We start from the raw sequence: 13,636 nt of genomic DNA, 5'->3' as shown, positions 1-13,636 counted from the left end.
GGTCCGGCAGGAAGGAGCCCTTCGTGAACTCCGCCGCTCTCGACGTCCTCACCGTGCTCGCCTCCGGCCGTCCGATCACCGCACCACAGATCGCGGAGTGCACGGGGCAGCACGTGCGGTCGGTGCGCCGTCACATCGCCGCACTCCGCGCCGAGGGGCACCGGATCGAGGCCTCCCGTGGCGCCGGCGGCGGGTACGTGATGCGGGGGTCGTCCATGCTCCCACCCCTGCGCTTCAGCGCGGAGGAGGCCTTCCTCCTCACGCTGGCGCTGCGCAATCTCACGGCGGCCGGGATGCGGGACATGATCGAGGGCGCCGGGGACACCGCGCTCACCAAACTCCGGTCGATCCTGCCGCACTCCGTCGTCGCGAACGTCGACCGCGCCTCGACGACGGTCGACGCCGTGCCGGGGAACGAGCCGCAGGTCGACCTCGACCTGTTCCTCACCCTCGCAACGGCCGTCGACGGCTGTCTGCGGATCGACGCGGAGTACACCCGTCCGCCCCGGTTCGGGCAGGAAGGACCACCGGAGGACGCCGCGGCGGCCGCCCGGACGACGACCCGTCACCTGGAGCCCTACCGGCTCGTCCTGTTCGGGGCGCACTGGTACCTGCTCGCCTGGGATCTCGACCGGGACGACTGGCGGACCTTCCGGCTCGACAGGTTCGGGGAGGTCCACACGACGACCTTCACCTTCCCACCGCGGGCGCACCCGGACCCCGTCGACCACGTCCGCCGGGCGGTCACCCGCCGGGACGCCCCGCACTCGCTCGTCGTCCGCCTGCACGCACCGGCGCACCGGATGTCACCGCAGGTCCCGGCACGAGCGGGCACGGTACGGCCGGAGTCGGAGACCACGTGCACGCTCGAACTCGCCGCGGACGAACCCGCCTGGCTCGTCGCCCACCTGCTCGTCCTCGGGTGCGATTTCACCGTGCTCGACGCCCCGCCGGAGGTGCGGTCGGTCCTGGGCGATGTCCACCGACGGCTGGGCCGGGCTCTCGACGGTCCGGAACAGGTCAGAGGAGTGAGCTCGTGAGGCGCGCGGCGTTCTCCAGGTACTTCTTCGGCCAGCCGCGTGCCTTCCACGCCTCGACGTCGAGTTCCACGGAGTTCGCCGCGTAGTCCTCCCGCTCCAGCCGGTACATGGTGCGGGTGAGGCCCTCGTCGACGACGAACAGGCTGACCTCGAGGTTCATGGAGAAGGAGCGTTCGTCCATGTTCGAGGACCCGATGATCGTCACCTCGTCGTCGATGAGGAGGAACTTGGAGTGGAGGACCGTCGGCTCGTGGTACTGGAAGATCCGCACCCCCGCCTCGATGAGGTCCTCGTAGTAGCTCTCCTGCGCCTTCTGGGTGATGCCGTGGTCGCTCGTGGCGCCGACGTACAGCCTGACGTCGACCCCGGAGTGCGCCTCGGTGACGAGGGCGTGCATGAGCGACTCGTCCGGGACGAAGTACGGCGAGCAGATGACGATCGTGTGGTTGGCGTTGTAGATGAGGTGGTTGAAGAGACGGAGGTTGTTCTCCAGGTCGAAACCCGGCCCGCTCGGCACCACCTGCGCCATGATCCCGCCCCGCACGGGCGCACGCATTTCCTCGACCAGCTCACCCTGGATCACGTGGTCGGTCTCGGAGTACCAGTCGGAGGCGAACACACCGTTGAGTTCGTCGACGACGGGGCCGGTGAGACGGACCGTGAGGTCCTTCCACTCGAACCCCTTCCGGAGGTTGCGCTTCTTGTTGTACGAACGATGGATGACGTTCTGCGATCCCGTGTAGGCCACCTTCCCGTCGACGACCAGGATCTTCCGGTGATTGCGCAGATCGGGCCGCTGGTACTCGCCCTTCCACGGACGGACGGGGAGTGCACGCTGCCAGGGCACCCCCGAGCGGTCCAGGGTCTTCACGAGCTCGGCGTACCCCGGGTATCCCAGGGATCCCACGTGGTCGATGAGGATCCGCACGGTCACCCCGCGCTCGTGTGCGGCGAGCAGGGCGTCGAGCAGCGGTTTCGTGGCCGTGTCGATCGCGACGATGTAGAACTCGAAATGGACGTAGTGCTTGGCATGCTCGACCTCCCGTGCCATGCGGAGCATCGCCTCGTGGTTGTCCGTGAGCAGTTCGACGTCGTTGCCGTGCGTCATCGGCAGGGCACCGAGCGAGTAGTTGAGTTGTGCCGAGGTCACCAGGGGTTCGGACAGGTGGGAGTCGTCGCCCACGATCGCCCGTGCTCCCGTCCGGGTCTTGATGATCTCGTTGAGCTCCCGCTGCTTCTTCCGGCGCCCGGCCGAGAGCTTGGAGGACCCGAACACCAGGTAGGCGAGGATCCCGGCGTAGGGGATGAGGAAGATCGCGAGCAGCCACCCGAGCGCGACCGAGGGCTTGCGCCGGTACGGGACGACGCCCAGCGCGACGATGCGGATGACGAAGTCGACCGCGATGAGGGTCCAGACCACTCCCTGCGGCCAGCCCGAGGGCACGGGGAACAGGAAGAGGAACGGGGAGTCCACGTGGGTTCACTGCCTTCCGCCGCAGGTGGTCAGCTGGTCGCGCTCAGCATATCCACCTGCGGCGGAGGTCCCACCGGGGTTCCGTCAGCCCTCGTCGTCCATGTCGTCCTCGGAGTCGTCCATGTCGTCCGAGTCGTCCAACGGCTGTTCCTCGGACATCCCGTCGTCGCCGGCGTCCTCCTCGCCGCTGCCGAAGCAGCCGCCGAGCGTCGCGCCGAGCGCGATCACGCCGGCGGCGACCAGTCGCAGGGTCGTACGGAAGGGAGTGGTCGTACGGAAGGGGGTGGATGTACGCATGTCGTGCTCCTCACGTGTCGTGGCACCCGTGGGCCGGGTACCGGTCGTCCACCGCGTGCGGGACCGGATGCCCGCCGTCCGCACCGGACGGTCACCAGGGGTTCGGATCCGTTCGCGGTGCGGATGGGTACGCACGGTCGGAGGATCCCGACCGGTCAGGTCAGGGCATCACGACCTCGCCGACCATGTCCCCCGTCGGCTCCGCGGACCCAGCCATCGGTTCGACCGTGACCATCACGTGGATGCCCGGCGCCGGGATCTCCTCCAACACGTGGGTCGTCCCGTCGACGACCATCCCGTCGCTGTCCATGTCGTCGGGACCCGGACCGGTCCACACCTGGAGTCCCATCCCCTCCGGCGGACCCGATCCCGCGGGGACGAGGACCACCGCGGTGTCCTGTGCCTTCGACCACAGGAGGACGAGATCTCCTCCCTCGACCGGGGTGCTCACGGACTCCGCGTCGGGAGCGCTCTGCAGCGCCCGAAGGTCCGGCGCCGGGGTTCCGGTGACGGCAGGGCCCGGCGTGTGCTCCGCGACCGGGACACCGTCCTCCCCCGTCCCACTCCCACCCGGGTTCCCGGACCCTGAAGTCCCGATGAACAGGCCCACACCGATGACGACCGCGAGCACACAGCCCGCGGCGAGACCCACGACCCGGTGCCGTCGGGGCCGTCTCGCCGACAACGGGACCACCGGCGAGGTGCCCGGGCCCGCCCCGGTGTCGGTGGGTGGCTTCGTCCCTCCCACCACGCCCGATGTGCCCTGCGGTCCGAGGCCCGCCTCGATCCGCTCCCACAACTCCGGCGGAGGTTCCACACCGTCGAGCGATTCGACGAGCGCGTTCCGGTCGTCGGTGAGGGCCCGCAGTGGGGTCCCCGCGGTGAATCCGTCGACCGAGGTCGAGAGCACCATGTCCGCGTGCGCTGCGACACCCACCCGTGCCAACAGGTCGCGGACGGGCACCCCGAGCCACGTCGCGTTGCCCACCAGGTCGCCCCCGATCCGGTTCGACACGCAGGTGAGCGTCACGTGCGCCTCGACCATCGGCATGTCGAGCAACTGGGCGAGGTCGATCTCCGTCTCCGTGTCGACGAGCCCGTGGATCCGCAGTCGCCAGTCCGCCGGGTCGACCCGGGGCACCGCGAGCGCGGTGTCGATCCGGTAGAACTCCTCCCGAGGCGTCCGCCAGGCGGGCATCCCCGCGACGTCCACCTCCATACCGGCGGGCACCGGCGGTGCGGGCGAGGCGGGGGCCGGCAGGGAGAACGCCCGAGCCACCCGACCGGCGACGGCGGTGACGGTGAAGGCGGCATTCGGGTCACCCTCACCTACGACTGGACGGACGTCCCCGAGGTGGTGCTCCAGGAGTTCGGCGGGTTCCCCGTGTTCCCCGAGGAGTTCCTCGGCCGATCCCTCGACGCGCTCGCCGCCGCGGTCGAGAAGGGCTGAGAAGCAGCTGCGTCCCGGCGGGAGGCCTGGCCCGGCGGGGATCGAGTGTGGAAGGAATGGCGTCCGACACCCGGTCAAACGCCATTCCTTCCACACTCGATCCCCGGCACTCCTCAGGGAAAAATTACGTGCCGGCGTCTTCCGCGGCGCGTGAAGCGACCCGGGCTGCATACAGGATGATGCCGAGCATGATCACCGCCCCCGCGAACACCACGAGGCACGCGGGGCCGAGCGGGATCGGGAGGAGAGCACCGAGTCCGCTGAGGATCGAGACGACGCCGGCCAGCGTCGTGGGCCGTTCGGCCCGCACATGTGCTGCCCGCCAGGCCGCGTCACTCTCCAACGTGCTCGGGAGCCGGATCCCGGCGACCTGGTTCCGCCCCAGCCGCCCGCAAGCTGTCGCACGGGCCTGCCAGATCAGGAGCACCCCGGACGCCACCATGACGACGAGCACGACGGCCCGTCCGACCACCTCACCGTCCATCACCACGTTCCTTCCCGAGCCGCGGGCACGATCATCCGGGCACACGCGCTCATCTTCGATCCAGGTCCCGGAGTTTCCCCGTACTCAGGAGTGGTGCCACTGTTGCCGCCACCGGCCCGGTCCACATGCGGACGGTTCCGACCCCGGACCGGTGGGTACCGAGCATCGGGTCACCCGCGGGACCCCGTGGATCTCCGTGCATCGCGATCCGCTCCTTCGACGGCTGCCGGGACGAGGACGGTTCAGAATCTCGCTCCGGATGGAAGCGGCCCAGAATACCTCTCACGATACCCACCGGTAGGATCTAACGTGGGCCACGACGTCCCCGGTCTCCCGCCCGTTCCGACGACACAAAGGGCCCCGCCGTGACCACCACCGAGCCCACCGACCCGACGCCCGCACCCACCCGCTCCCTCGCCCCGGACCTCTCCCGCGGCCTCATGCTCGCGCTCATCGCGATCGCCAACGTCTCGTGGTACCTCTGGGGCACCACCGAGTCCGTGGGGACGAGCCCGCACATCCCGGCGACGACGGCCCTCGACTCGGTCGTCCAGACCGTCATGACGATCGCCGTCGACTCCCGCGCCCTCCCGATGTTCGCCTTCCTCTTCGGCTACGGCATGGTGCAGTTCTACCGGTCCCGGATCGACCGCGGCATCGCACCCCGCATCGTCCGGGTCATGCTGCGCCGGCGCCACTGGGCGATGTTCCTCCTCGGGTTCCTCCACGCCGCCCTCCTGTTCCACGGCGACATCCTCGGCGCCTACGCGGTCGGCGGCCTGCTCCTCGTGTGGATCTTCTTCGGTCGGAGCACCCGCACCCTCGTCGTCTGGGCGAGCGTGATCGCCGGCCTCATGGTCGTCGGCGCCCTCTTCGCCATTCTCGGAGCGGTCATGATGGTCGCCTTCGCCCCGCCCGAGGCGTTCGCACAGATGGAGGCCGGCATGGCCGCCGGCGGCCTCGGCATGTCCCGCGAATGGGCCTACGGCCAGCCCTATCTCGTGGGCATGCTCGCGCGGATCGGGACCTGGCTCGTGGGCGCCGTCCCGATGTCCCTCCTCACCACTCCCGTCCCGATCCTCCTCGGCTGGATCGCAGCACGCCACCGTCTGCTCGACGAGCCCTGGCGTCACGTGAAGACCCTGCGCCGGATCGCCCTCGGCGGGATCGCGATCGGCTGGGTGGGTGGGCTCCCCGCCGCGCTCATGTACCTGGGGGCGCTCCCCCTGCCCTCGTCCGTGTCCTGGGCGTTCTCCGGGCTCACCCCGGTCACCGGGATCGCCTGCGGGGTCGGCTACGCCGCCGCCTTCGCCCTCCTCGCCCTGCGGCTCGAACGTCGGACCACTCCCCCGGAGTCCGCTCCCCCGGGGCCCGCCGACACCACCCCCGCCGCCGAGGCGCCCCGACCACCCGACGACCCCTCCTACGGCGTCCCCGCCGACCCCGCCCCGCCCGTTGCCGCGGCCCGCCCGGGCCCCGTGGCACGGGCCCTGAGCGCGGTGGGCGAGCGCTCGCTCACCTTCTACCTGTTCCAGTCGGTCCTGCTCGCCCCGCTCATGGCCGCCTGGGGCTTCGGTCTCGGCGGGACACTGAGCACGGCACCCGCGGTCGGCATCGCCTTCCTCGTGTGGCTGGTCTCGCTACCGATCGCCGCCTGGTTGGGATCGACCGGCCGCCGCGGCCCCGCCGAGGCCCTCCTGCGCCGGATGACCTACGGGAAGAACGACACACTCACCCACTGAGGTCGCACGAGTCGGCGGATAACGCCCGATCTCACCGACTGCGCGCCGAGACGTGAAGACCTGCCACGGCGGCGTCCGCCTCCGCGAGTGCGAGGTCGGCGTTGATGTGTGCGCCCGCCTGCGCACCGGCCGCGGCCGAGGCGCCCACCTGCGCCATCGGCTCCGCCACGTTCCCGACCGCCCAGCCCGCGCCGGATCCGTCACATCCGTCCCGAGCCCAGGCGCCCCACCGGCCCCCACACCGACTGACGGGTGGAGCTGCGCCCCGTACCGCGGAACCTGCACCAGGACCCGGCCTGTGCTTGACTCGATCCCGTCGATCGACCCGAAAGGATCCGCCCCATGCCGCAGGCCCCTGCCGCCCCGCCCTCCGTGCACGTCCGCGCCGCGATCACCTGGGTGGCGATCTTCCCGCTCGTCACACTCGGTTTCTACGCGATCGAGCCGTTCTCCGCCCACTGGTCACCGGTCCTGCGGTCCCTCGTGCTCACACTGATCGCCGGGCCGCTCGCTGTCTACCTGGTCGTCCCGCAGTTGCTCCGTGCCTGGACCGCCCTCACCCGACCACGTTCCTGAGATCCGGCGCCGCCGCACGGGGCACCGTCCCCCACCGTTGCCGAGGCGCCCTGCCGTACCGAAAGGCGCTGTCGTGCCGAGGGGCGCTGTCGTATCGAGATCGCCACTCACCTGGCATTTCACCGGTGTCGAAGACGCTTAGGGTTCTTCTCCTACGGTCCGTCGCCATCACGACGACACCCGCAGTCACCGCACGAGGAGAACAGTGGACATCAGCGAGGAACGACCCCCGTCGACGGCATCCGCAGACCCCGCCGGGTCGGGAGTCGAACCCACCGAGCCGGTCGAACCCGAGGACGGAACCGGGAACATCGCTCGTCGCGAGGCGACCCGAGCACTCCGTTTCGCGATCATCGGCGCGACCGGCACCTACCTCACCGTCGTGATCGCCTTCGCGGTCTACGGCGGCTGGGGATTCATCGCCCTCATCACCGGCGGGATTCTGTTCCTCGTTCCTGCCGGCTTGTTCTCGGTCGGCAGTCTCGTCGTGGCATTGCCACATCGATCTCGTCCAAGGGCGCGGACCGCTATCACCATCGGTGTGATCGGCCTGCTCCCGCACGTCGTACTCCTCTGCCTCGTCGCACTGTTCGTCGTGGCGCCGTCCATGGACGCGGCCGCGGACCGACAGGCTCAGAAGTTCCACGCCCAGGAGGTCGCCGTCGACATGGTCGGCCGGACGCTCGTGGCCGGGGAGGACAGGAAGATCGCCACGGTCGTCGACCAGGGCTTCTCGAGCAGTGAAGCCGACGGCCTCCGGGGCCTACTCGTCCTCGCGGGAGCCCCGGACGAAGGCGTGTACGTGGACCTGTGGGTGGAAATCACACTGTTCGACGACGGCGGTCGCACACTGGTGGAGGACTCCACCATGCTCACCCTGGTCCCCGGCCAACGCACGGCCGCGGAATACTACTTCACGGATGCTCCGGGCCTCGACCCCGCGACGATCGCACAGGCGGAGCTGTCCGTACGGGATGGCGCGTCGATCGGCCCGACCTTCGAGGCCTCGGTATTCGACTCGGTCTCAGTCACGGACCTGCAGACGAGCACATCGACAGGTGGGACCGACCCTCACGCGGATTTCAGTGGAGTTGTCACGAACGACGCACCGGTGGAGTTCGAGTACGTATGGGTCACCGGCTTCATCCGTGATGCGAAGGGGAACCTCATCGGGCAGAAGAGCGTCGCGGCAAATGCCCATCCTTTCCCGTCCGGCGGAACCGCGTCATTCAGCGGCAATATCGATCGCTACACGTACCCGAGCTCGTCGACGATCGACGAAGTCTTCGTCACACCGGACGGCCCCGCCGCCCGCGAACTGACCCAGCCGGGAGAACCCGCCCCCGTTGACGTGGACGCCGAGGACTTCGTCAACGGACTCGCAGTCCTCGACGCACCCGCCGACCTCACGATCACACGGTCCAACCTCGAGACCAGCAGTGATTCGTTGCTCATCATCGAGAACTCCTCGACCGATACCTACTACCCGCTCATCTACCTCGACATCGAGCTCCAGGACGAACGCGGGACACGCCTGGACTTCTGGTCCCGGGCGATCGCACCACGTCCGGGGTCCAACTATCTGACCGTCCCACGTGCATCCGACGGCCACGGCGACACCCGGGTCATCGTCGGGTTCGGTCAGATCGATCCCGTTCTCCCGACCGCAGACCTGCCCGAGGCGGAGGTCGGCACACTCGACCTCTCGGTCGACGAGGACGAGCACGTGGTCCTCACGGGACCGGTCACCTTCCCCGGAGCCGATGAACACCCCGGTGCAACCGTCTATGTGGTGGGACGAGACGAGGACGGCACCATCGTCACATTCGACTACGACCTCCTGCTGCTGCCCGACCAGAACGATTTCACCGTCGACATGGGCCCTGTGGCCGAGGAGAACCTCGACTACGAGGTCCTCGTCCACGCTTCTGACGATTACTGGACGTCGACGTAAGTCTTCACACAACCGCGTCGACGAGGTCGGCGTACTCGCTCCCGAACGCCTCGGTGTGTTCCTCGAAAAGCTGCTGGTCCACCGCGTTCGCGGCACGCAGGTCGTCGGCCAGCGGGATCGGCTCGGTCCGTGAACGTCGGGACTTCCCGGCGTGGACGATGGCCCGCATCGCCGGCAGGCCGAGCTGCGCCGCGCAGGCGAGGTGGGATGCCTGCAGGTGCGCCATGGAGCCGACGACGTCGAACCGGGTGGCGAGCACCTCGCGCGCGAGTTCCAGAAGATTCTTGGGGCTCAGACGCGCGGTGGCCCCGACCCAGTACATGTCCTCCTCGGAGGCCACGTTCCGGTAGTGCGCGCGATGGCCGAAGGCCTTGGGCTGCCCCTTCGCGATGTCGGGGTGCAGGATCGCGATCTGGCGGGCGAGGGTGTTCGTGAGACCCCGACGGAGCGTGTACTCGACGTGGCGCTCGAAGGTCGTCGACTCGTCGAGTGTGCCGAGCACCCGCGAGCTCTCCGACCTCTTGTGGTAGCCCGAGGCGATCTGCGAGACCGGATCCCGCAGCACGGTGAAGTACCGCATCTCCCGGCCGGGGACGTCGAGCACGTACGGGTGGTGCTGGTTGACCAGGAGGAGGCGCGCGGCCTCGGCGCCGGTCATGTCGAGGGTCCGCTCGACCTGGTGGAGGCCGCCCCGCCGGGTGATCTCGATCGTGAGGTCGCGCGGCACACTCGTGCTCATCGCGATCGCCATGCTCGTGCCGCCGCAGAACGGCAGGTGGTAGAAGTTCGGCACCGTCGCCGGGTCGCGATCGCGCTCTGCGAGCGCCCGGTACGCCCGGCCCTGCGGGGAGTCGTCCCAGACGGTGACGACGTCCTCGTGCCACCGGGGGAACACCTCTCCGATCCGAGCGGCGAGCGCCCGGGCGTCCTCCATGCGTCCCAGGAGCGCGGCGGCATTCACGAGGACCGTGTACCAGTTCGGTCCCGGGCGACCCTCCGCGTCCCACGGGACGTCGATCTTCAGTGCCTCGTCCAGGCGACCCCGATGGGCGAGCATGGGCGCGAGCCAGGCACGCGACGCCGCGTCTCCGAACTGCTCGGCCAGGACGCCGACCGCCAGGGTCCGTGAGGAGTCCGGGTCCGGTTTGAACGAGGTCGCCAGTGCACGCACCCGGGCGATGGCGTCGGCGCTCGGCGGGCCGTCCTCACCACGGACCAGGAGCCCGAGGAGCTCCTTTTGGAGAGCTCCGCACTCGGAACGCTCCTGCGCGGAGACGGGGCCGAACTGTGCGGAGATCCGAGCGCCCTCACGCTTACCCGTCCGGTATCCCTGCCGCCATGCACGGTCCGTGCTGCCGATCTTCATCCGGGGCACGGTACAGGACCCGACTCACAGCCACCCGAAGGCCGCCGAGGCGCCTGTCCGCAGGCACCGTCCCGTCCTGGTCCGCCGGCGCCCTCACCCGGCGGTCGCCTCACGCGATGCGGCTGCCAGGCGGGGTCCGACGGGCCGGGGTGCGGGTGCGTGCCGCGCCCCAGGCCACCAGACCGGCCGCGAGGAGCACCTGGAGCCCGAGCCCCGCGAACCAGCTCGGCACGGTACGGTCCTCGATCTCGGCCGCGGTCGGCGGGTCCGTCTCCGACCGGTCGACACAGGGACGGTGCCAGTCGTGCTGCTCGGACTCGGTCGGCAGCTGTGCCGTCCGCATGCCCGACTTGATGGCGCCGAACGCGTCGACCGGGTAGCCCGACCGGTCGTACACGGACGGCGTCGCGTCGGCCACGACCACGAACGGGTTCGCCGCCAGCATCCACCACACGCGATCGGTACGGACCTGCTCACCCCACCCGCGGATCTCGACACACTGCGTGGAGACGTCCGGCCGTGGGACGAGACAATACTCGTACGCCTCGGGCTCACCCGTGTCGTCGCAGGCAGGGATCGGCTCCGGCTCCCCGCTGATCCAGGACGTCGCGTACTCGTCCGGGTCCTCGGTGAGGAGCACCGTGTCCGTGCTCGACGCGAGCGTCCCGAGCCCGAAGGCCACGAGCGTGCCGACCGTGAGCAACATGACGAGCAGATAGGACGCCGCGACCGAGAACAACGGGCGTGCGATGACCGCACTGAGCCCGACGCCGATGGCCGCGAGGACTCCGATCTCTACCGCGAGGACGAGGATCGAGACCATGAGGGTGAGGGCGAGCCGGGGAGGGTCGAGGGACTCCACGGCAGACGGAGCGCCGGCGGCCAACGGATCCTCCGGCACGACGGCCCCCTGGACGAGGGCGAAGACGAGTGCGGGCACCGCGACCACCAGATACGCGATCCCGGTGATCCACCCGGCCACCACCTTGGCGAGGAGGATCTCGGCCGTCGTCGCGAGGGTGACCTGCACGGGTGCGAGCGTCGCCTGGTCGCGCTCCCCGTTGATCGCGTTGCCCGTGAAGGTCGGTGTCACGAGCACCGCCATGAGCAGTACTCCGTAGATCGCGACGGAGAACGCGCCGAGCCCCACGCCCGATGACGGGGTGAAGACGAGCGACCCGAGCCAGGTGATCGCGCAGACCACGACGAAGAAGATGCCCGCCAGCACGTAGAAGCCCGGCCGCCGCATGCGCTGCCGCAGGTCGAGCCAGATCAGGGTACCCAGTCGCGCCGCGTTCATCCCTGGTTCTCCTTGAGATCGAGGAAGGCGTTCTCCAGGTCGCCGGAGACGGGGGCGAAGGCCGCGACGGGCACCTCGGCGTCGACGAGCCTGCGCAGGGCCGCGGCGGCGGACGCCTCGTCGGCGAACCCCACGACGAGGTCGCGTCGCTCCAGCCGCACGTCGGAGCGATCGAGCGCCTGCGCGACGGCGGCCCGGACGGCCCACGGATCGGGGTCCCCGGCCACCCGCACGCGCCAATCCCGCGGGCGGGGCGCCTCGGCGGCGGTGTGGGTCACGGTGGTGCCGTGGGACATGAAGACGGCCGCGTCGACCATCTCCTCGAGTTCGGCGAGCACGTGGCTGGAGACGAGGACCGCGGCACCGGCGTCGGCGAGGCGCCGGAGGAGTCGGCGCAGCGCGATCCTGGCCGCGGGGTCGAGTCCGGAGGCCGGCTCGTCGAGGAGCAGGACCCCGGGCTCGTGCACGAGCGCACGGGCGAGACCGAGGAGTTGCTTCTGCCCCCGCGACAGCACGCGTGCCGGGGCCGTCACGAGCTCGCCCAGTCCCACCTCGGCGACGAGGTGATCGGCGCGGGCCCCCCCCGCGGCCCGTGACAGGCCGTGGAGGCGGCCGGTGACGAGGAGCGTCTCGCGGACGGTGAGGCTGTCCCAGGTGCCCAGGGAGTCGGGCATCCAGCCGAGCACCTTCCGCGCGCCCGCCGCGTCGGCGACCGGGTCGACGCCGCCCACCCGGATCGAGCCCGCGTCGGGGGCGAGGAGCGAGGCGAGCATGAGGAACAGCGTCGTCTTGCCGGCACCGTTGGGACCGACGAGGCCGGTGATGCGGCCCGCGGGCGCCTCGAACGTGACGTCCCGGACGGCGTGCACCTTCCCGAAGGACCGCGCCACGCCCTGCACGGAGATGCCCTCACGCGCGGGGGCACCGTCGGCGGCGGGTGGAGCATGCAGCGGGGCGCTCATGGGGCCGACGCTAGGCCGCGTCACGCGAGCAGCGACAGGGCGCGGGACGATTCGTCATCGTTTCGCAATGCGAACGCACGACGCCGTACCGACTGGGCGGAAACCCCCGGGGGGAACGCTCCTCAGATGAGGAAGATCGCGTCGAGCAGGCCGGGGTTGTGGCCGTGCACCAGCACGAGGAACACGACGGCGTCGAACAGCAGGTGCACCGTCACGACATAGCCCAGCGACTTCGTCTTGAGGAAGATGACCGCCTGCAGGAGAGCGAACGGGATGGTGAGCACCGGTCCCCACGCGCGGTAGCCGAGTTCCCAGAGGAACGACACGAAGATGATCGTCTGGAGTGCGTTCGCGGTGATGTCGGACATGTGGCGCCGCAGCAGCGCGAAGCACGTGCAGATGAAGAACAGTTCGTCCCAGATGCCCACGGCGCCGACCCCGAGGAAGAGGCGCACCATGAGGTTCGCGTCGTCGACGACCGGCCAGTTGAGATAGACCTCGCTGGAGACGAAGTAGAAGGGCAGGATCAGCCAACCGAGGACGAGCACGGCCCCGAGCCACGTCCACTGCCAGACACTCCAGCGCGTACCGCCACGCCACGGGAAGCGGATCGCGTGGTCGCGGAACACGAACCGCGAGAGCACGTACGGCACCACGACGGCGCCGCCGAGGGCGAGCGTGAACGCGATCATCGCCACCGTGTCGAGCTTCGCCTCCAGATGGATCGAGCTCGCACAGACCAGACCGAGGGCGACGAGCGAGAGATCGCGCGTGAGGTGCGGCCCTTCCCCCGGCTTCCCGGTCTCGACCAGGTCCTTCCGGGCCAGCAGCCAGGAAAGTCCGACGCCCACGACGAGCAGCGCGTATCCCACCGGCCGGATCTGCAGCGCGAACAGGCAGAAGGCCGCGAGGCTCACGAGGAGGGACGGGAGGACGGCGAGCGGGAGCAGAGGCCGCGCAGGCGCCTCGGTGACGGCAGGCATGCCGCCCA

General features: G+C 69.9%; 13 protein-coding genes. 4 read left to right on the top strand and 9 right to left on the bottom strand.

Features of this window, described 5'->3' with window-relative positions; all coding sequences use genetic code 11:
* Positions 1 to 23: 23 nt before the first annotated feature.
* Positions 24 to 1,040 carry a helix-turn-helix transcriptional regulator gene (locus AAD496_RS12350; RefSeq protein ID WP_349829086.1) on the top strand — a complete coding sequence of 339 codons (1,017 nt, stop codon included), beginning with the start codon at positions 24 to 26 and terminating at the stop codon, positions 1,038 to 1,040.
* Here the strand turns inward: AAD496_RS12350 and cls are convergent.
* The 4 genes from cls to AAD496_RS12330 all read right to left on the bottom strand — a co-directional run bounded on the left by cls (position 1,021) and on the right by AAD496_RS12330 (position 4,745).
* The gene (cls, locus tag AAD496_RS12345) at positions 1,021 to 2,514 is read right to left on the bottom strand and encodes a cardiolipin synthase (protein WP_349829084.1); all 1,494 of its coding nucleotides are present in this window, start codon (positions 2,512 to 2,514) and stop codon (positions 1,021 to 1,023) included. The genes AAD496_RS12350 and cls overlap by 20 nt on opposite strands.
* 84 nt (positions 2,515 to 2,598) lie before the next feature.
* Entirely contained in the window at positions 2,599 to 2,811 is a 213-nt protein-coding gene (locus tag AAD496_RS12340) for a hypothetical protein (protein WP_349829083.1), read from the bottom strand.
* Positions 2,812 to 2,971: 160 nt separating this feature from the next.
* Complete coding sequence (locus AAD496_RS12335; protein WP_349829082.1) at positions 2,972 to 4,030, bottom strand: molybdopterin-dependent oxidoreductase; 1,059 nt, start codon at positions 4,028 to 4,030, stop codon at positions 2,972 to 2,974.
* Between the two features lie 355 nt (positions 4,031 to 4,385).
* On the bottom strand, positions 4,386 to 4,745 hold the full coding sequence (locus tag AAD496_RS12330) for an SdpI family protein (RefSeq protein WP_349829081.1): 360 nt from the start codon (positions 4,743 to 4,745) through the stop codon (positions 4,386 to 4,388).
* 365 nt (positions 4,746 to 5,110) lie between these two features.
* Here AAD496_RS12330 and AAD496_RS12325 point away from each other — a divergent pair, with 365 nt between their 5' ends.
* A complete protein-coding gene (locus tag AAD496_RS12325) occupies positions 5,111 to 6,487 on the top strand; it encodes a DUF418 domain-containing protein (protein ID WP_349829080.1) in 1,377 nt (458 codons plus the stop codon).
* Positions 6,488 to 6,518: 31 nt separating this feature from the next.
* On the opposite strand, the gene AAD496_RS12320 is transcribed toward AAD496_RS12325, so the two are convergent.
* Positions 6,519 to 6,656, bottom strand: coding sequence for a hypothetical protein (locus AAD496_RS12320; protein WP_349829078.1), 138 nt, complete (start codon positions 6,654 to 6,656; stop codon positions 6,519 to 6,521).
* Positions 6,657 to 6,829: 173 nt separating this feature from the next.
* Here AAD496_RS12320 and AAD496_RS12315 point away from each other — a divergent pair, with 173 nt between their 5' ends.
* Positions 6,830 to 7,063, top strand: a complete 234-nt coding sequence (locus AAD496_RS12315) for a putative antibiotic biosynthesis monooxygenase (protein WP_349829077.1) — start codon at positions 6,830 to 6,832, stop codon at positions 7,061 to 7,063.
* A 205-nt stretch (positions 7,064 to 7,268) separates the two neighbouring features.
* Positions 7,269 to 9,017, top strand: a complete 1,749-nt coding sequence (locus AAD496_RS12310) for a hypothetical protein (RefSeq protein ID WP_349829076.1) — start codon at positions 7,269 to 7,271, stop codon at positions 9,015 to 9,017.
* 4 nt (positions 9,018 to 9,021) lie between these two features.
* On the opposite strand, the gene AAD496_RS12305 is transcribed toward AAD496_RS12310, so the two are convergent.
* The 4 genes from AAD496_RS12305 to AAD496_RS12290 form a co-directional block, all read right to left on the bottom strand.
* The gene (locus AAD496_RS12305) at positions 9,022 to 10,383 is read right to left on the bottom strand and encodes a hypothetical protein (protein WP_349829074.1); all 1,362 of its coding nucleotides are present in this window, start codon (positions 10,381 to 10,383) and stop codon (positions 9,022 to 9,024) included.
* Between the two features lie 109 nt (positions 10,384 to 10,492).
* The gene (locus AAD496_RS12300; protein ID WP_349829073.1) at positions 10,493 to 11,683 is read right to left on the bottom strand and encodes an ABC transporter permease; all 1,191 of its coding nucleotides are present in this window, start codon (positions 11,681 to 11,683) and stop codon (positions 10,493 to 10,495) included.
* The gene (locus AAD496_RS12295) at positions 11,680 to 12,645 is read right to left on the bottom strand and encodes an ABC transporter ATP-binding protein (protein WP_349829072.1); all 966 of its coding nucleotides are present in this window, start codon (positions 12,643 to 12,645) and stop codon (positions 11,680 to 11,682) included. The genes AAD496_RS12300 and AAD496_RS12295 overlap by 4 nt, the downstream gene beginning before the upstream one ends.
* Positions 12,646 to 12,767: 122 nt before the next feature.
* The gene (locus tag AAD496_RS12290) at positions 12,768 to 13,628 is read right to left on the bottom strand and encodes a CPBP family intramembrane glutamic endopeptidase (protein ID WP_349829071.1); all 861 of its coding nucleotides are present in this window, start codon (positions 13,626 to 13,628) and stop codon (positions 12,768 to 12,770) included.
* Positions 13,629 to 13,636: the final 8 nt, after the last annotated feature.

This window comes from Brevibacterium litoralis (assembly GCF_040212315.1).
GTDB classification, from domain to species: domain Bacteria; phylum Actinomycetota; class Actinomycetes; order Actinomycetales; family Brevibacteriaceae; genus Brevibacterium; species Brevibacterium litoralis.
The sequence above is the reverse complement of the archived record's forward strand: the minus strand, read 5'-3'. Positions and strand labels throughout refer to the sequence as shown.